Genomic DNA, 18,477 nt, shown 5'->3' with positions numbered 1-18,477 from the left:
CCGTGGCGATATGGATGAAAGGCGATCAGGCAGCTACGGTGCCCAGGGAAGTCGGCGATCATAAACGTCTCGTCATTTTCATCGCGGATCTTCAGTTGTCTAATCCACGGGAGGCGACAGGCGTGAAGTTTCTCAACGAAGCGGAAGCCGGGCACAAGTCGTATGTTACGATCGACTTCGTGCCCAGCTCCCGTTCTTCTGCTCAGAAGCGGAGTGTGGTTCACCATCCAGCCGACATCATCGGCATCATGCCGCAGCGGGTCAACGTATCGGCCAGCGCATCGTCCAGTGCTTGAATCGGTCATAGCGACGACGCCACCGAACGACGATGGACAGTATGGCGCCTATCGCCAGAGCTGACACGGCCAGAACCGAGGCAAGCGACACATCGCCACCCGTGACGGGCAGTGACGGGCGAGGGTTGGGCGTGGTTGCCTCCGCCGGCGCCGGCGGCGTCTCGGGTTTCTCCGGTTCGCACGGTTTCTCCGACTCGCATGGGGGCAACACCCGCACACGCTCCCAGGCATCGTCATACCGGCTGGACGCCGGGGAAACACGGTCATCCCCCTCGAACCGCCAGACGAACACGTACCACCCAGGCCGTTCGGCGGTCAGATACATAGGAGCGCCATGCGCGTCCAACGCCCCGGCGCCGATTTTGAACGTGCCGTTCATCGCGGGAATCTCCCAGGTGGCCAGCAACCGGTGGTTGTCGTCTTCCGTGGGAACCTCTCCCCCGGATGGCTTGTACGCCTCATCGTTGGAGGGGTTGTCGGGATCGCCGGACCACCATACGCTCACCGTCGCATACGGCCGATCCGCCGCGAACTCATACTCTTCGTTGCCGGCATACTGGCCATGATCCGCAGGGAATCCCGATACGGTAATGGTGTCGCTGAGCTCGGCACCGATATCCGCCGAATGCTCAGTGACCGTCGACATGACTTCTAGCTTCCTGCGACTTGTATTGCTTTCCGTAGCCTCCATAAACGGACTTATCCAGTCGCCTATAAGGTATTCCTGCGCCTGTTTGCTCTGCTCGGACCGCCGAAACACCCATACCCATGTGCCAAAAACGCTATTCTGCTTGGTCCGGTAAGCGGCACCGTCATCCGGCTTGGTCATGGCCTGCACACGTGCCTGCTGCCCCACCCCGGTGAAAGAGGCCTTGCCATAGGCCACCGGCTCATAACCCAAAGTCGCCAATCGCGCAAGAAAAGCATCGGCGCTCTCTTGTGCATTCGGCGTAATGACATTGCCCACATCGCCCGTATCAAGACCATCGAAATAGTATCCGCGGGCCTGCAATTCCAAATCGGGCACCCAATAACTGTCCGCATCCGCCACGCCACTGGTCACGTCATCGAACACCGGAGAAGCCACATCAAGCACCTTCTCGGAGACCTTGGTGGATACCGCCGGAACAAAATCCTTACGCACCCGAAATGTCGTCGACGCGCCGCCAGTGGAAGCCATCGAGTCAAAGGCCAGCATGTCCTGAGTGCTGTCCATGACGTGCATCCGCCCATACTCGTATGTGGTGTTCGCCGTCACCTCGCCGGCGCCGGTCGCCTCCCACGCGATCGAGGACCCGGCGCTCGTCGACACCCCCGAGAACGTGTTGCCGCCTTGGACGAACCGCGCCGCCCCCTGCAAGGTGACGGTGAACGGCACTCCCGCGATCGCGTCACCGGCGCGGTTCACCACTTTCACCGAGATGGAACCGCTGCGCAAAGCCTCGGCATCGGTGCGTTCCACCGTCGTGCCCGCAGGCGTCTTGCCGGCCGATTGATCCCATATCCGGGCCGCCTTCGCCACGATCTCGGGGTACCGGCCTTGAATGACCGCCATCTGTCTCGCCCACTCGTCCCGATCGCGCCCGAAGTGATCCTGCACGATGATGCCGATCGCCGCATGGGTGGCGGCATCCGTGTCGCGGTACCGGTCAAGGATCCATGCCATACGCCGGGCGTTCTCATCGGAGGCAAGCACCGTGGTGGGGCCTATCACATAGTCGCTCAGTTTCCCCGCTTCGATGCAGTAGTACTTGTTGCCCGAAGCGTCCAGCCCCGCGACACCGACGTAATATTCCATATCGTTGTATGGAAACGCCACGTGATATCTTTCGTCGGCGGGCGTCAACGTCGCGGCATACGCCGTATTCGCCGAGCCGAACACCACTCCCACCATTATTATCAGACCGGTCAGCATCGCTACGATGGCCATGCCCCGTTGCCGCCATGTCGTTATCATCATTCGTCCTTTCCTGGTACGTTTCCCCGCATACTGCACTGTGTGCGGGTAGGCCACGATCATGGCAGATTTTCATTCGCTACAGCCGGTTTTTCGACCTATGTGGTCCGAGCTTGCCGTTTGCCGGCGAGTTGTGGATAACTCTTCCGCCGAGTTATCCACCTCATGCGGTTGACCGAACGTTTACCTGATAGTTATCCACAATGCGCAACATATGTTCAAAAGCCCTTAGAATAGGGCCTTATGGCAGCAGTACAACATCGCGCGACCACGCGCACTAGTAATACCGATAACAGCACCACGAAAACGAAGTCAAAGGCGACTTCTGCCCGAAAGAGCCCCGCAACCAAGCGCAAGAGAGTCAGCGCCGAAACGGCACGCGCCGCAGCAGCGCTGAAAGGCCTGGCTGTCGAAGCCCCCGCACCGTCCATCGAAGCAAACGAGCCCGGCCAGTTCGGCCGCATCAATGTCATGGACATCACTCCCGCCGAGGAGCGCGGCATCTTCCCCGCCCGTGTGGAACTCGGCGAACCGTTTGAGATGACCGCCCAGGTGTTCATCGAAGGCCGTACCAAGGTGGGTGCCACCGCCATCGTGCGCAACCCGCGCGGCAAGGAAACCATGCGCCGGGCCATGACCTGCGTAAATCCCGGCCTCGATCGTTGGACCGTGATGGTCAAGTGCGGCGAGCACAGCGATCTGAAGCCTTGGGAGGATGGCTACGCGGCCGTCAAGCGTCAGCTCGGCGAATGGACCGTGACCATCGAAGGTTGGGAAGACGCGTACGTCTCCTGGCTGCACGACGCCCGCATCAAGGTGCGTGTGATGGACGACGTGGACAACGCACTCAATTCCGGTGCCGAGTTGCTGGCCCGTTGGGCCGAAACCCCGGACACCGGCCTGACCGCACGCGATCGCAAGACCTTGGAGAAGGCCGCTGAGACCATGGCCGATCAGACGCTGAGCGCCGAGGATCGTCTCGCCGCCGGCGACAACCCGACCATCGCCGCCCTGCACGAGACTCACCCGCTGCGCGACGGCATCTCCCCCAGCCAGCCCCAGCGCTTCAAGGTGGAACGCCCGAAGTCCAGCTTCGCGGCTTGGTACCAGTTCTTCCCGCGTTCCGAAGGCGCCACCATCGATCCGAACACCGGCAAGATCATTCAGGGTACGCTGAAGACTTCGATGGCCGGCCTCGAACGCGCCGCTGCCGAGGGCTTCGACATCGTCTACCTGCCGCCGGTCTTCCCGATTGGCGTGACCAACCGCAAGGGCCGCAACAACACGCTGGTCGCCGGCCCCGATGACCCGGGCTCCCCGTTCGGCATCGGCTCCGAGCTAGGTGGCCACGACACCGTGGATCCACTGCTCGGCACCATGGACGATTTCAAGGCCCTGTGCCAGCGTGCACATGAACTGGGTCTGGAAATCGCGCTTGATTTCGCCCTGCAGTGCTCGCCCGATCACCCGTGGGTCAAGGCCCACCCGAACTGGTTCCGCCACAAGCCGGACGGCTCCATCGCCTTCGCCGAGAACCCGCCGAAGAAGTATCAGGACATCTACCCGATCGACTTCAACGCCGACATGCCCGGCATCGAAAAAGAAGTCGAACGCATCATGAATCTGTGGATCGAGGCGGGCGTCACCATCTTCCGCATCGATAACCCGCACACCAAGCCGGTGCGTTTCTGGCAGGACGTGATTGCCGCCGTGACCAAGAAGCACCCGGAGATCCTGTTCCTGGCCGAGGCATTCACCCGCCCGGGCATGATGCGCGCCCTGAGCTACGTGGGCTTCACCCAGTCCCACTGCTACTTCCCGTGGCGCAACACCAAGGACGAACTGGAAGAGTATCTGCCGGTCACCAATGGCGACGACGGCTACTACCAGCACAACACCTTCTGGCCCACCACGCCGGATATTCTCACCGCTTACGTGCGAGACAACGGCGTAGCCGGCCACTGCGTGCGTGCGGTGCTGGCAGCCATGGGCTCGCCGTCCTGGGGTATCTACAACGGTTACGAACTCATCGAGAACAAGCAGCGCCCCGGCTTCGAAGAGCAGATCGACAACGAGAAGTACGAGGTCAAGGTTCGCGATTGGAGCAAGGCCAAGCAGTACGGCGTGGCCGAGATGCTCACCGCACTCAACAAGATTCGTCGCGCCCACCCGGCCGCGTTGAGCTACCACAACCTCACCGTGCTGCCTACGTCCGACCCGAATATTCTGGCTTTCGCACGCCACACGCCGGCCGAACTGACCGGTACCGGCCAAGCGGACACGCTGATTGTGGTCGTGAACCTCGATGGACACAACGCACACCAGTCGATGATTCACCTGGAACTCAGCGAGCTGGGTCTGCCCACCGACCGCCCGCTCAACGTGCGCGACGAGCTGACCGGCCGCGAATTCCAGTGGGGTTGGGACAACTACGTGTCTCTGGCTCCTTGGGCGGATGTGGCCCACATCCTGTCCGTGCAGTGATGCGGTACTGCAACGGTAATGCAACAGTGATGCCGTTGACGTGCATGGGTTTATCGTGCGCGTAAACCGCTAGAAATCCTCCCCTCAAGGGGAGGATTTCGTCTGTTTGGGCATAGTGTCGGCATAATCTCAGCACGGTTTCTTGAGTTCCGCACCTGTTTTGCAGGCGTAAACAGGGTATTGTGGTGAGACGATAACGTAACTGTCGATTTTCAAGGAGAAATGACATGGCAGAAACCTTCAACGTCGTTGTGGAAATTCCGCGCGGCTCCAAGAACAAGTACGAAGTCGATCACGAGACCGGTCGCGTCTTCCTGGACCGTACCCTGTTCACCGCAATGGGTTACCCGGATGACTACGGCTACATCGACGGCACCCTGGGCGAGGACGGCGATCCGCTGGACGCTCTCGTGATGATTCCGAACTCCGTGTTCCCGGGCTGCGTGGTCGAGTGCCGCGCCGTGGGCCTGTACCACATGGTCGACGAGGCCGGCGGCGACGACAAGGTGCTGTGCGTGCCCGCCGACGTTCGTTTCGATGACATCAAGGACATCGACGACGTCAACGAGTACCACAAGGCCGAAATCAAGCACTTCTTCGAGCAGTACAAGGCTCTGGAGCCGGGCAAGGAAGTCCTGCCGGGCGACTACTGGACTGGTGCTGACGCCGCCGAAAAGGAAATCATTGCCGCGCGTCAGCGTCTCGCCGATTCCGAGAAGTGATTCGATTCTGAATCGTTGACAGGAGGCCCCTTCGGGGGCCTTTTGTTGTATTTGTGGCAAAGCCGCTCTACTCTCCCTCAGTCGCAGTTTCACTGCGCCAGCTCCCCAACAGAGGGAGCTTGTATTTTGTGATACAGTAATGTTTTGTCTTTTCAACTAGGCGTAGGCGGCGTGTAGGAACGCTGGTCGAGGCCCATCGCACGGTAATCCGGCGATGAACCTTCTGTCACACCATGATTTCGATAATCATTCAAATCCTGCTTATTTCTGTTTCCGTAGCTATGGATGCATTCGCCGTATCCATTGGCAAAGGCCTGACCGTATCCCGCGTACGAGTACAAGACGCCGTGAAAAGCACCCTCTGGTTCGGCGGATTCCAGATGCTGTTCCCTATTCTCGGCTATTTCGCGGCATCTACATTCAGCAAATACGTAACCCAATTCGACCATTGGATCATCTTCGCCCTGTTGGTGTTCATCGGCGGCAACATGGTTCACGAAGCCTTCGAAGAAGATGAGGAAAACTCCAAGGAGACCGCCCAGTTCGATTGGAAGCATATGCTTCCCCTGGCCGTGGCCTGCAGCATCGATGCGTTCGCCGTGGGCGTGAGCCTGGCCTTCATGTTCACCAAAGCCCATATGGCATTCGCCATCCTCAGCATCGGTGTGGTCACCGGACTGTTCTCCGCTGCGGGCCTGCACATTGGCCGCGCGTTCGGTTCCCGCTGGCAGAAGCCGGCGCAGATCGCCGGCGGCGTGGTGCTGATTCTACTCGGCATCAAAGTGCTATTGGAGCATTTGGGCGTTATCGCGTTCTGATTTAGTGCCATAAGCCCCTTCACCAGAAGGGGCTATTTTGTTTGATTTCACCGTTCCAATGCCCGACGTAGGATTGGGATAGAAATTCGATTATCTGAGAGGCGTATCATGACCGAGATCACCCAGGAGGGTTGGAAGAACAAAGCTCTGAGCATGTTGTTGGCCCAACTGACGTCCTATGTACTGTTCATCGCAGCCACGGTCATTCCCTCCCCTGGCACCGTCCCCATCATCCCTTTGATTATCGCCGCTCTGACGTTGGCCGCATTTGTCGTATTCTGGCCGTTCCGCGGCAGCATACTGGATCGTATCGTCACTTTGGTGTTTGGCGCGATTTCTCTGATTTTCGTCACCGTGCCGTTCCCGACCGGCAAGGTGCCGCCGGATCAGACCGCTGCGGATGGCTCGGTACTTCCTTGGTATTCATGGGCACTGGCCATGGGCCTGCTGCTGGTGGTGCTGGTGGTCTTCTCCTTCGGACGCCAGATGGCTCGTGAGAAGCGCGAACATCTTATCCGCGCACTCTCTCACGCCGTGACTTCCGGTGTGGCAGCTCTCGCCGTGGCCGGCTGGTGCTTCCTACCTGATTTGGGCGCGATGCTCGCCAAGGGCACCGTTGCGGGAACCGTTGCCCTGATCATCCTCATCGTTTTGGGACTGGCTTTGGCCGTGGCTTCCACGTTGTGGGTGCGCGACGCCGATCCGGACCCGGATATCCGTTATCCGTGGATCGGTACCGGCCTGATGCCGGTAATGCTGATGGGCGTGACCATCGCCGCAACCGCACTGGTGCTCGGCCGTATCATCGGTTGATGGACGTCCACCGTTCCATATTCCGCAAACTTGTAACCTATGTGTCCACTACAAGCGCGTAGAATAATGAAAACCGTGCGAAAGCGGCATAACGCCGCTGACGACTCGTACAGCCACACCGAGCAATTGCGTAACACATTGCAGGATAAGGGGGATTAGCGTGACGGATCTTACGTTGATGACTTTCGCCAGCGACCCCGCCACCGTTTTGCCATCACTCGCCCTGCTTTCTCATCGCGTCCGCGTACTGCCGATGGATGCAGCCAGCTTGGTGAAGATGCCGGAGAACACCATTCTGTTTCTGGATGCACGCGACGATCTGGCGACCGCCAAAACCTTGTGCCGCCTCATCCACGCTTCCGGCCTGTCCACGCCAATCGTGCTGGTGCTGACCGAAGGCGGCTTCACCGTGGTCAACTCCCAGTGGGGCATTGCGGATGTGGTGGTCGCCACCGCTTCCCCGGCCGAAGTCGAGGGCCGATTGCGATTGGTCTCCGAGCGCGGCAACGCTCCCGCAGCCGCAGCAGCCGGTTCTCCCGCCGAATCCACCACCACGGTGGAAGATGGCCAGATTCGCTCCGGCGACCTCATTGTGGACACCAACGGCTATACCGCCTCCCTGCATGGACGCCCCATCGATCTGGCATACAAGGAGTTCGAACTCCTCAAGTACTTGGTCCAGCACCCCGGCCGCGTGTTCACGCGCGCCCAGTTGCTGCAGGAAGTATGGGGCTACGACTACTACGGTGGCACTCGTACGGTCGACGTGCATATCCGTCGTCTGCGCGCCAAGCTCGGCGGCGAATACGAACACCTCATCGGCACCGTGCGCAACGTGGGCTACCGATTCGACCCGCCGGAGACGGATAAGGAAACTGCCGCCGCACAGCAGGCCGCCAAAGCATCCTCTGCCGCCATCGACACCGATGACGATACTCCCGATCTCAACACCGTCGCCTGACAGACCAGCGGCGCTGCAAACTATCAATCATCGATATTACGCCGCTTAGGTCCATACGATGAGAGAAACCAAATCCGCGCGTCTCACGCGCATGCATGACGAATACGACATTCTGCGCCAGGTGATTCCGGCACCCGCTTGCGCACTGCATTTCTCGAATCCGCTCGAATTGCTGATCGCCACCGTGCTCAGCGCCCAGACCACCGACAAGCGTGTCAACACGGTCACCCCGGAACTGTTCGCCACCTACCCCACCGCCCGTGACTTGGCGGCCGCAAACCCGGCCCAAGTCGAAGACATCATTCATCCGCTGGGGTTCTATCGTTCGAAAACCCAGCATCTCATCGGACTGGCCACGGCACTGGACGAACGATTCGGCGGCGTGGTGCCGCGCACGATGGATGAACTGACCAGCTTGCCGGGGGTCGGCCGCAAAACCGCGAACGTCGTGCTCGGCAACGCGTTCGATATCCCCGGATTCCCGGTCGATACGCATGTGATGCGCGTAACCGGACGACTGCGTTGGCGGTCGGATTGGCGGTCCGCACACCCCGATCCCGTGAAAATCGAGAAGGAAATCACCTCCTGTTTTCCGCCCGAAGAGTGGACGAATCTCAGCCACCGACTGATTCTGTTCGGCCGGGCCACCTGCCACGCACGTACCCCTGACTGCGCCAACTGCCCGCTGTCCGACACCTGCCCTAGCTATGCGCCGCCCGCCGGCAAGAGCACGTCCAAGCGCTAACTCATACCTCATCATGGTGAATTGCGGATTCTAGGCTGAATCCACCGCTAGACTGAAAACCATGCAGCACAGCAAGCGGGACAATACATGGTCCAAGTGGGGGATTTTTCTCGGAGTCGCCGTGGCACTCGGCGCACTCGTGGTTGTGGGATGGACGTTCATGCAAAACCGGTTCCAGCCGGGATCATCCCTCGATGCCGATGTGACCATTGGCATCGACGATATGCCGCAATCCTTGGATATTCGGTCCGATTCCTCTGCGGCAGCCGAACGCCTGCTCGTCGACAATGTGTATGAGACATTAGTGACCGTCGATCAAGACAACAAGCTTCAGCCGGGACTGGCGACAAGCTGGAAGACTTCCGATGACGGACTGACCGTCACCCTGACACTGCAATCGGGCGTCACCTTCTCGAACGGCCATACGTTGGACGCCTCGGACGCCGTGTGGTCGTTGCAACAGAACGTGACCAACAAGGTGGCGGACGTCGACGAATTGGGCGATCTGGCGTCGGTCGCCAATCCGAACGCCACCACGGTGGTCATTACGCTTGCCAAGCCCAATCCGACGCTGCTGCGAGCGCTGTCCGGCAGACTCGGCATTGTCTACGATTCCGAGTCGTCCAGTGCCGATTATCAACGCAAGGCCATAGGTTCCGGACCATTCACCGTGGCCGATTTCCAGCCTGGCCATTCCCTGAAGCTGGCGCGCAGCGATACCTACCATGGCACCAAAGCGGCCAGCAATGTCGTTGAATTTATGCAATACTCCGACGCCGATGCGCTCAGCAAGGCCCTGACCGACGGCAGTCTCGATATGGCGGCACCGGTTTCGGCTTCGACGGCCACCGGCTTGAACGGCAAGGATGGCCTGACCGTCAAGGAGGGGGCCACTACGGATAAGGTGCTGCTGGCCTACAACAACGGCACCGATTCGCTGCTCTCCGACGAACAGGCGCGTAAAGCCTTCCGCTATCAAATCGACGCAGCCGGCATCGCCTCCGCCCAACCCGACGCAGCCGGAGCATTGGGCGGCCCCATCAGCCTGCTGGAACCCGGATACGAAGATTTGACCGGACTGTACCCGCATGACGAAAACCAAGCTGGGCAGATGTTCTCCTACTTTGGTGCGCAATACCTGACTACGGTGAATCTGGTGGTTCCCGAAGAATACCGGTCGTTGGCCGAAACCATCAAGCAGCAGATCGAGCGGCAGCCGCGCCCCACGGTGAACCTTGAAGTGCTCTCCGATGAGGATTATGCCAAACGAATCAAGGACGGCAAATGGGAACTGACCGTGATGAGCATGGACGGCACGGATGATGCCGGCATATTCGCCGACCCCGATTCCATGTTCCATTACGACCATACCGAAGCGCAACAGGCCTATGCGGATGCTCGCGCCGCCACTAATGACGCCGATTATGAGGCACGAATGAAGGCGTACGCCCGGCTGATCAGCGAGGATGCGGCCAGTGATTGGCTGTATACCCGCAAATGCTTCACTGTGGCGTCCACCAAGGTCTCCGGCTACCCGACCTCGATGATCAATCGCCGCATGCCGCTGGCCGGGTTGACGGTGAAGTAGGCAACCTTCAGTCACGGACGGGCTACGCCCGATAGTCCTTGGCTCACTATCGTTCGATCGTTCGTACCTCGCCTGCGAACAGCCTACTGGGCTGTTTACTGTACAGTTCGGCTTGTCATGCAACGTGCATAAACTTTGGCCTTATGACTGAAGGCAAATCCATCATCAACGCCAACCTCACCCCGCTGCCCGACAAGGTCGGCGTGGACGGACTTGAGGACAAGTGGCGCACCGTCTGGGATGAAGACGGCACCTACAAATTCCGCAACACCCGCGACCGCAAGGCCGTCTACTCCATCGACACCCCGCCGCCCACCGTCTCCGGTTCGCTGCACGTGGGTCACGTGTTCTCTTACACGCACACCGATGTGATTGCGCGCTACAAGCGCATGCGCGGCTACGACGTGTTCTACCCGATGGGTTGGGATGACAACGGCCTGCCTACCGAGCGCCGCGTGCAGAACTACTATGGCGTGCGCGTGGACGTGTCTCTGCCTTACGACCCGGACTTCAAGCCGCCGTTTGAAGGCACTGATGGCAAGAAGATTGACGCCAAGGATCAGGTGCCGATTTCCCGCAAGAACTTCATCGAGCTGTGCGAGCGTCTGACTGCTCAGGATGAGAAGCTGTTTGAGGCCCTGTGGCGCAAGCTGGGTCTGTCCATCGACTGGTCGCAGACCTACCACACCATCGGTCAGCACCCGCAGCGTGTGGCCCAGAAGGCCTTCCTGCGCAACCTCGCCCGTGGCGAGGCCTACCAGCAGGACGCCCCCGGCCTGTGGGATGTGACCTTCCAGACCGCCGTGGCCCAGGCCGAGCTCGAATCGCGCGAATACCCCGGCTTCTACCACAAGGTGGCCTTCCGCTTTGAGGACGGCACCCCGATCTACATCGAGACCACCCGCCCCGAACTGCTGGCGGCCTGCACCTCGCTGATCGCCAACCCGAACGACGAACGCTACAAGCAGTACTTCGGCCAGTACGTCTACTCCCCTCTGTTCAAGGTCAAGGTGCCGATTCTGGCGCACCCGGCCGCCGAAATGGACAAGGGTGCCGGTATCGCCATGTGCTGTACGTTCGGTGATGTAACCGACGTCGAGTGGTGGCGCGACCTGAAGCTGCCCACCCGCCCGATCATCCAGCGCAACGGCCGTATCGTGATGGATACCCCGGACTGGATCGAGGACCCGGCCGGCCGCGAGGTCTTTGCCGAAACCGCTGGCAAGACCACGTTCTCCGCCCGCAAGATCATCGTCGACAAGCTGCGCGAGTCCGGCGATCTGGACGGCGAGCCGACCCCGACCAAGCGTATGACGAACTTCTACGAGAAGGGCGACAAGCCGCTCGAGATCGTCACCTCCCGCCAGTGGTATTTGAAGAACGGCGGTACCGACGCCAAGCTGAACGCCGAGCTTATCGAGCGTGGCAAGGAACTCGAGTTCCACCCCGACTTCATGCGCGTGCGTTATGAGAACTGGGTGCACGGCCTGAACGGCGACTGGCTGATCTCCCGTCAGCGCTTCTTCGGCGTCCCGTTCCCGCTGTGGTACCCGGTGAACGCTTCCGGCGAGCCGGATTACGATCACCCGATCACTCCGTCCGAGGATCGTCTGCCGATCGACCCGACCATCGACGTGCCGGAGGGCTACGACGAGTCCCAGCGTGATGTGCCCGGTGGTTTCACCGCCGAAAAGGACATCATGGACACCTGGGCCACCTCTTCGCTGACCCCGCAGATCGTGACCCACTGGGCCGAGCCGGACGAGGCCTCCAAGGCCCTGTTCGCTTCCACCTTCCCGATGGACCTGCGCCCGCAGGGTCAGGACATCATCCGCACCTGGCTGTTCTCGACTGTGGACCGCGCGCACTTGGAGAACAAGTGCCTGCCGTGGGCCCATGCCACGCTGTCCGGCTGGATTCTGGACCCCGACCACAAGAAGATGTCGAAGTCCAAGGGCAACGTCGTGGTGCCGAACGAGCCGATCGAGAAGTTCGGCGCGGACGCCGTGCGTTACTGGGCCGCCGCCGCTCGCCTAGGCCTCGATGCCACGTACGACATCGGCCAGATGAAGATTGGCCGTCGACTGGCCATCAAGCTGCTGAACGCCACCAAGTTCGCGCTGGCCATCGGCCGTGAGGACGAGAACCATCACGTGGGCGCTGCCGCCGAGGCCGCGTGGAACCCGGCCGATGTGACCGAACCGCTGGATCGCGCCGCTATGGCCAAGCTGGCTTTGGTGGTGCGTCAGGCCACCGAGGCGCTGGAATCCTACGAGCATTCCAAGGCGCTGGAAGTCATCGAGTCCTACTTCTGGCAGTTCTGCGACGACTACATCGAGCTGGTCAAGAACCGCGCCTATGGCACTCCGGACGAGCACGGCAATGTGCCGTCCGAGAAGGCTGTGAAGTCCGCCCGCACCGCTCTGGGTCTGGGCCTGGACGCCTTCGCACGTCTGCTGGCCCCGTACCTGCCGTACGCCACCGAGGAAGTGTGGAGCTGGATGCACGCCGGTTCCGGTTCCGTGCATCGCGCCGCCTGGCCGGTCGTGGACCCGTATGTCGAGGCCGCCACCGGTGCTTCCCCCGAGCTGCTGACTTGGGCCGGCAAGGCCGTGGAGCAGCTGCGTAAGATCAAGTCCGAGGCCAAGGTCTCCATGAAGACCCCAATCCTGTCTGTGGCACTGTCCGCTGCTTCGGAAGGTGTGGAAGCGATTCACGCCGCCTTGGGCGATATCGCGCAGGCCGGTCGCGTGGTCGGCAAGTTCGACTTGGTGGCCAAGCACGCCGAGGAATCCGCCGCCGAAGGCACGCCCGAAACCGAGGTCGCCGTCGAAGCCAGCGAGCTCGGTGAGCCGCCAGCTAAGAAGCCAAAGCACTGAACGTTACGCACAACAACAGTAGGTCTCACGGCAATGCCGCTCGTTCCGAGCCTACGGGAAGCCCACCGGGCTTCCCGCTTAACGGCTCGGCCAGCTAAGAAGCCAAAGCACTGAACGTTACGCACAACAACAAAAGAGGGGAACCTATTGAGGTTCCCCTCTTTTGTTTTTTGACGTTCGGATGACACGACTGTGGGACGGCACGCAAATATCCCGCATACACCATCACACCGTCGGAATCACGATGAGATATCGGGTTTCGGCGGTTTTTTGTTGCGTATTGGGGCTGTCGAGCTGCGCGACGGCCTGCGCCAAGAGCGTGCCAGCATCACTGATTTTCACGGTCTCATTAATCAGCGCGTTCATATCGTGCTTGAACAGCGTGCCGCCAGTGCCAAAGCCGAACAGTACTGGAGCGGTGTCAAGATTGTTGCCGGAATCGCTGGCGTTGGAGGCCTTGCCGTTGCCGGAATCGCCAGTGTCGCTCGACTTGGCTGAGTCGTTCGTTCCCGAACCAGCGCTCTTAGACGAGTCGGACTTATCACCACCACCGATGGCCGAAGTAAGACCACCCGCATAGTTCATCACATCGCCAGCAGACATGGACATGGTGTCATCGACCAGTGAGGCCTTGGAATGCTGCGACTGCTGCTGTTGCGCGGCTTTGGCCTGCTTACGGGCGGCATCGGCCTTACGCTTGGCTTGGGCGACCCGGGTCTTGCCGTAGAACGATTGCGATTGCGAATCGACCAGGCCGGTCAGTGCCTGAGCCTCGGTCACCGGATCGGAAGAGACATCACCGGACGAACCATCACCATCACTGCCGGAAGCCGAGGACGCGCCGCCTTCGAACTGATCGGAGAATCGCAATACAATCTGGCGCAAGGCCGTGGCTTTGCCCGTATGCTCGGAGGCGGTGGCAAGCGTGCTCATCGCGGCATCGACCTTGGATTGAGCGTCGGCGAGTTCATCGCTACCGTTGGTTTCGGCGATGGCTTGGCTCTCGTAAGCGGTGGCGCCCGAGGACGTGCCGCCGGTCAGGGCGCTCAAATTGGCCGTGTAAACGTCCGTGTATTTCATCGAATACGGAATCATTGCGGCGGAGAGCTGGCTCTGGCCATCGGCGTATTGCTTGGAGCCTTGAGTGGCTTCCTCCGAAGCCTCGGCGATCAGATCATCCACCAGTCCGGTGGTGCCTTGCTGCTGGATGCGGCGAATCACCTCGTCCAACGCATCGACCGCACCGGCATGCTGATGTGCGGCACTGACGTTGTTCACCGCGTTGGCCAAGTCGAGTACGGCTTGAGCCAAAGGCGTGTCCCCGGACAGTTCGCCGGCCGTGCCCATCAACGCCGGCAACTGGGTGGAGGTGCCAATCGATCCAGACAGGTGCGTGGTATATGAGCCCACATACGCGGCCATATAGTCTTCAAACGTCCGCTTATGGGCGGTTTCGCGTTCGGCCACTACAGACTTGTTCAGCGCACGTTCGTTATCGCGCAGGGTTTGAAGCTGCTCGATGAGCTGTTGCTGTTCACCAGAACCGGCGTCGGTCAGTGAATCGACCAGTGTGGCGGCAGAGGCGGTGAGTTGGGCGACATCCGTATCGGCAGCAGGCTGTGCGGCAGCATTCGCAGCATTCGCGGCATCGGGATTAGCACCAACTGCCGGACTGCTGGAATTGGAAGGCAATACGGCGAGCGCCACGGAACTCATGGAGAAGTCTTTGGCGTTCATATAGCAGCTGAATTCCAAGCCGGTTGCGGCTTTTCCAGCTGCGGCGACTACGGTATTGGAACCTTGCGTGGTCACCGTAATGGAGTTGTCAGCGGAAACATCATCGGCTACCTGCGTAGGCACGGTAAAGGCGACAACCGGGATCGTACGGTTGGCTTCCTTGGTTTGCGGCTTAATATCGATATACACGCCGATCAGTCCAGACGCGCCGGCAACCTCGTTTGCCTCGACGTTCGGACCGTCAAGCGAGTAGGTGACGCTGACTTTCCATGGCAGGGTGGCGGCGGAAGCGGGGATACGAGAAACCTTGGACGTGCCGGAATTACTATTGGCGGAATCGGTATCAGTGGAACCGCTATTGCCGGAATCGGCACTGGCGCCATTGCCGGCGCCGCCCTTCCCTACCACATACCAACGGACCGGCTCCCCTTCGGCATCGGTGACGGCGTACATATCACTTGCCGTAGCGAGCACCGGACCGTAATCAACCGGAGTCGGACGAGACATCCAAGCACCGCCGAGAATCGAAGCCACGCACAATGCGCAACTGACCAGTGCGGCACCACATCTCATCTACGTATCCCATTCATACAGTCGACCACTACGGGCATTCCATTCCCGTATTAATGTAGTCGCTGCAGGCAACTTGCCCTATAGACGAATATCCGAAAGGTGCCCATTCGCTGCGGGCGAATCAGGCGAATACGTCGAGTACGCCCGGGTCACCACCGGCATCGGCTATGCGCTGGTGGCGCTTCTTGGCTTCGGTAACCACGAATTCACGGTACATTTCGGCAATTTCCGGATCAAGCCCGGCATCGATGGCGATGCGGTGGAGGCGTTCGATCTGATAGTCCTCACGCTTGGTGTCTTCGGGCGCGAATCCGGCGTTGGCTTTGAGCACGCCGACCTGCGAGGTGGCCTTGAACCGCTCGGCCAGTAATGCGATGACCGCCGAATCGATGTTATCGATGGTTTGGCGCAGCGCTTTGATGCGCGCCACCGCTTGTGCGGTTTCCGGGTGGGCCGCCGCCTGGGCGGAGTCGATGGTGGTCCTTTGCCAGTCGCTGCTCGTTTCGCTCATAGATTCGAGGATACTCCCGATTACGGCTTTGCACGATGCGCAAAGTCAGATATCTCAGATGTCATAGTCGCCGGTGAGGATATGGCTGGCATCCGCATCGCCGAACATGGCCGCACCACTGCCCACTCCCAAAACAATCGAACCCAGTGATGCCTCTTTCATCTCATATATCGTCAGCGTGCATGTGAACGTTGACGGCAATACTACAACTGCAATGTGATAGTTGATGTATTTGCATCAGATACGACAAGGGCTGCACCCCGTATCAATCAGGGTGCAGCCCTTACACTATTGTTCAGCGGTCTGATCAGTTGCCGTTGACCGCGTTGCCGGTGTTGGCCTGCTGCACGATGGCGGCGAGGAAGTCGCGGTTGGTGGCGGTCTTCTTGAGGCGCGGCACCAGCGTCTGGTAGGCCTGCTCGGGCTCCATGCCGCCCAGCAGTCGACGCAGACGGTAGATAATCGGCAGTTCCTGCGGGTTGGTGATGAGCTCCTCGCGGCGGGTGCCGGAAGCGTTGATGTCGATGGCCGGGAACAGTCGCTTGTCCGCCAGCTCGCGGGACAGGCGCAGTTCCATGTTGCCGGTGCCCTTGAACTCCTCGAAAATCACCTCGTCCATCTTGGAGCCGGTTTCCACCAGCGCAGATGAGATGATGGTCAGGGAGCCGCCGTTTTCGATGTTGCGGGCCGCACCGAAGAACTTCTTCGGCGGGTAGAGGGCCTGCGCGTCCACACCACCGGACAGGATGCGGCCGGAGGCAGGGGCTGCGATGTTGTAAGCGCGAGCCAGTCGGGTCATGGAATCGAGCAGTACGACCACGTCCTGGCCGAGCTCCACAAGACGCTTGGCGCGTTCGACGGCCAGTTCGGCAACCGTAGTGTGATCGGAGGCCGGACGGTCGAAGGTGGAGGAAATGACCTCGCCCTGGACCGTGCGCTCCATATCGGTGACCTCTTCGGGTCGCTCGTCCACGAGCACCACCATAAGGTGGACCTCGGGGTTGTTGGCGGCGATGGAGTTGGCGATGTTCTGCAGGGTGATGGTCTTACCGGCCTTCGGCGGGGAGACAATCAGGCCACGCTGGCCCTTGCCGATTGGGGAAACGATGTCCATGATACGGCCGGTGAGCTTGTTCGGGGCGGTCTCCTGCTTCAAACGCTCCTGCGGGTACAGCGGCGTGAGCTTGGAGAACTGCGGACGGTTGAGCGCTTCTTCAACGCTTTGGCCGTTGATGGAATCGATGGCCTGCAGCGGCACGAACTTCTGGCGCTGGTTGCGGCGGTCGCCTTCACGCGGGGCGCGAATCGAACCATGCACGGCATCGCCCTTGCGCAGGCCGTACTTCTTGACCTGGCCCATGGAAACGTACACGTCGTTCGGGCCGGGCAGGTAGCCGGAAGTGCGCACAAAAGCGTAGGAGTCGAGCACGTCGACGATGCCGGCCACCGGCACCAGATCCTCCTGCGGCTCTTCGCGGCGGCTATCACGGTCATTGCGATCGCTACGATTATCGCGATCATCATAGCGACGATCATCATCGGCGTTGTCGCGATCACGGCCACGCATGCGACGGTTACGGCGATCGCTGCGATCATTACGGGTATCGCGATCGTTGCGATCGCTACGGTCGCGGCGGTTACGACGCACGAACTCGTGATCGTCGTTCTGCTCGCCGTCTTCGGACGTTTCCTCGTGCTTCTGCGTGGGCAGCGTGGCCAGGATATCGTCGAGGTCACGCACGGTTTCTTCGCTGTTTTCCGCAGTGCGACGACGGCGGCGAGGCTGCTCGTCCTCATCATCACGGACTCGGCGAATCAGCGGAACTTCCACGTCCTCGTGACGCTCGCGGCGACGCTCGGTAGGCGCTGCATCTCCCAAATCGAGCGTGGCCAGCAGATCGCCGGCCTCATCGGCCTTCTTGCGCGGCTTGCGGCGAGCGAAATCGGGCTGGTCGTCATCGCGACGACGGCGGGCCGCACGCGGTTCGGATGCGGCATCATCGGCGGCCTTACGACGGGTGCGTCGCGGTTCGGTCTCGTCCTTCTTGGCATCGTCGGCCACGGGAAGCGGCAAATCGAGCTGCGGTTCCGTGGCAGCCGGAGCCGGAGCCGGCGACTGGGTGGCCACGTCAGCATTGTCTGTGGTGTTGGCCTCAGCGGCATCGGACTGCGGAGCCTTGACGACCTTGGCGGTTTTGGCGGCCTTGGGGGCGCGCACGGTCACACCGGCCGGCGGCTCTCCACCATTGCGCGCCGCCTGCAGGGTGGCGAGCAGCTCGGGCTTGCGCATGGTCGACGTGCCGCGCAGGCCCATCTGTTTAGCGAGCTCTTTGAGCTCAGGCAGCTTCATATCCTCAAGATTCTGGCTATTTGCCACTGGTTGCCCTTTCCAT

At 60.5% G+C, this 18,477-nt stretch carries 13 protein-coding genes; 9 read left to right on the top strand and 4 right to left on the bottom strand.

The annotated features are described in order from the left end of the window. Positions 1 to 14 precede the first annotated feature (14 nt). Complete coding sequence (locus tag BLLJ_RS11015) at positions 15 to 296, top strand: hypothetical protein (protein ID WP_013140164.1); 282 nt, start codon at positions 15 to 17, stop codon at positions 294 to 296. Here BLLJ_RS11015 and BLLJ_RS01275 read toward each other — a convergent pair. Continuing rightward, the gene (locus tag BLLJ_RS01275) at positions 262 to 2,253 is read right to left on the bottom strand and encodes a cell surface protein (protein WP_013582357.1); all 1,992 of its coding nucleotides are present in this window, start codon (positions 2,251 to 2,253) and stop codon (positions 262 to 264) included. The genes BLLJ_RS11015 and BLLJ_RS01275 overlap by 35 nt on opposite strands. Positions 2,254 to 2,496: 243 nt before the next feature. On the opposite strand from BLLJ_RS01275, the gene BLLJ_RS01270 reads away from it, so the two are divergent. The 8 genes from BLLJ_RS01270 to valS all read left to right on the top strand — a co-directional run bounded on the left by BLLJ_RS01270 (position 2,497) and on the right by valS (position 13,263). Further along, positions 2,497 to 4,737 carry an alpha-1,4-glucan--maltose-1-phosphate maltosyltransferase gene (locus BLLJ_RS01270; protein WP_007054760.1) on the top strand — a complete coding sequence of 747 codons (2,241 nt, stop codon included), beginning with the start codon at positions 2,497 to 2,499 and terminating at the stop codon, positions 4,735 to 4,737. A 227-nt stretch (positions 4,738 to 4,964) separates the two neighbouring features. Then, entirely contained in the window at positions 4,965 to 5,459 is a 495-nt protein-coding gene (locus BLLJ_RS01265) for an inorganic diphosphatase (RefSeq protein ID WP_007054759.1), read from the top strand. Positions 5,460 to 5,692: 233 nt separating this feature from the next. Beyond that, positions 5,693 to 6,277, top strand: coding sequence for a manganese efflux pump MntP (locus tag BLLJ_RS01260; RefSeq protein WP_007051517.1), 585 nt, complete (start codon positions 5,693 to 5,695; stop codon positions 6,275 to 6,277). 108 nt (positions 6,278 to 6,385) lie between these two features. Further along, positions 6,386 to 7,090 (top strand): hypothetical protein, encoded by a 705-nt coding sequence (locus tag BLLJ_RS01255; RefSeq protein ID WP_013582356.1) that lies wholly within the window; start codon positions 6,386 to 6,388, stop codon positions 7,088 to 7,090. Positions 7,091 to 7,268: 178 nt separating this feature from the next. Continuing rightward, a complete protein-coding gene (locus BLLJ_RS01250) occupies positions 7,269 to 8,051 on the top strand; it encodes a winged helix-turn-helix transcriptional regulator (protein ID WP_007054758.1) in 783 nt (260 codons plus the stop codon). Positions 8,052 to 8,109: 58 nt separating this feature from the next. Next, a complete protein-coding gene (nth, locus tag BLLJ_RS01245) occupies positions 8,110 to 8,796 on the top strand; it encodes an endonuclease III (protein ID WP_007051520.1) in 687 nt (228 codons plus the stop codon). A 61-nt stretch (positions 8,797 to 8,857) separates the two neighbouring features. After that, complete coding sequence (locus BLLJ_RS01240) at positions 8,858 to 10,384, top strand: ABC transporter substrate-binding protein (protein ID WP_007051521.1); 1,527 nt, start codon at positions 8,858 to 8,860, stop codon at positions 10,382 to 10,384. Positions 10,385 to 10,527: 143 nt separating this feature from the next. Then, the gene (gene valS / locus BLLJ_RS01235; RefSeq protein ID WP_007054756.1) at positions 10,528 to 13,263 is read left to right on the top strand and encodes a valine--tRNA ligase; all 2,736 of its coding nucleotides are present in this window, start codon (positions 10,528 to 10,530) and stop codon (positions 13,261 to 13,263) included. A gap of 225 nt (positions 13,264 to 13,488) precedes the next feature. Here valS and BLLJ_RS01230 read toward each other — a convergent pair whose 3' ends face one another. The 3 genes from BLLJ_RS01230 to rho form a co-directional block, all read right to left on the bottom strand. Beyond that, on the bottom strand, positions 13,489 to 15,573 hold the full coding sequence (locus BLLJ_RS01230; protein WP_013582355.1) for a hypothetical protein: 2,085 nt from the start codon (positions 15,571 to 15,573) through the stop codon (positions 13,489 to 13,491). A gap of 121 nt (positions 15,574 to 15,694) precedes the next feature. Next, positions 15,695 to 16,084, bottom strand: a complete 390-nt coding sequence (locus tag BLLJ_RS01225; RefSeq protein WP_007051524.1) for a chorismate mutase — start codon at positions 16,082 to 16,084, stop codon at positions 15,695 to 15,697. A 307-nt stretch (positions 16,085 to 16,391) separates the two neighbouring features. After that, positions 16,392 to 18,461: a transcription termination factor Rho gene (rho, locus tag BLLJ_RS01220; protein WP_007056503.1), complete on the bottom strand. Its 2,070-nt coding sequence runs from the start codon at positions 18,459 to 18,461 to the stop codon at positions 16,392 to 16,394. Positions 18,462 to 18,477 lie beyond the last annotated feature (16 nt).

The organism is Bifidobacterium longum subsp. longum JCM 1217 (genome assembly GCF_000196555.1).
Classification (GTDB): Bacteria; Actinomycetota; Actinomycetes; order Actinomycetales; family Bifidobacteriaceae; genus Bifidobacterium; species Bifidobacterium longum.
This window is presented reverse-complemented; position numbering and strand designations above follow the sequence as displayed.

Excerpts from the sequence above, each read along its gene's own strand:
- BLLJ_RS01260 (WP_007051517.1), top strand. The coding sequence starts at position 5,693 with ATGATTTCGATAATCATTCAAATCCTGCTTATTTCTGTTTCCGTAGCT.
- valS (WP_007054756.1), top strand. The coding sequence starts at position 10,528 with ATGACTGAAGGCAAATCCATCATCAACGCCAACCTCACCCCGCTGCCC.
- BLLJ_RS01265 (WP_007054759.1), top strand. The coding sequence starts at position 4,965 with ATGGCAGAAACCTTCAACGTCGTTGTGGAAATTCCGCGCGGCTCCAAG.
- BLLJ_RS01270 (WP_007054760.1), top strand. The coding sequence starts at position 2,497 with ATGGCAGCAGTACAACATCGCGCGACCACGCGCACTAGTAATACCGAT.
- nth (WP_007051520.1), top strand. The coding sequence starts at position 8,110 with ATGAGAGAAACCAAATCCGCGCGTCTCACGCGCATGCATGACGAATAC.
- BLLJ_RS01225 (WP_007051524.1), bottom strand. The coding sequence starts at position 16,084 with ATGAGCGAAACGAGCAGCGACTGGCAAAGGACCACCATCGACTCCGCC.
- BLLJ_RS11015 (WP_013140164.1), top strand. The coding sequence starts at position 15 with ATGAAAGGCGATCAGGCAGCTACGGTGCCCAGGGAAGTCGGCGATCAT.
- BLLJ_RS01255 (WP_013582356.1), top strand. The coding sequence starts at position 6,386 with ATGACCGAGATCACCCAGGAGGGTTGGAAGAACAAAGCTCTGAGCATG.
- BLLJ_RS01230 (WP_013582355.1), bottom strand. The coding sequence starts at position 15,573 with ATGAGATGTGGTGCCGCACTGGTCAGTTGCGCATTGTGCGTGGCTTCG.
- BLLJ_RS01250 (WP_007054758.1), top strand. The coding sequence starts at position 7,269 with ATGACTTTCGCCAGCGACCCCGCCACCGTTTTGCCATCACTCGCCCTG.
- BLLJ_RS01275 (WP_013582357.1), bottom strand. The coding sequence starts at position 2,253 with ATGATAACGACATGGCGGCAACGGGGCATGGCCATCGTAGCGATGCTG.
- BLLJ_RS01240 (WP_007051521.1), top strand. The coding sequence starts at position 8,858 with ATGCAGCACAGCAAGCGGGACAATACATGGTCCAAGTGGGGGATTTTT.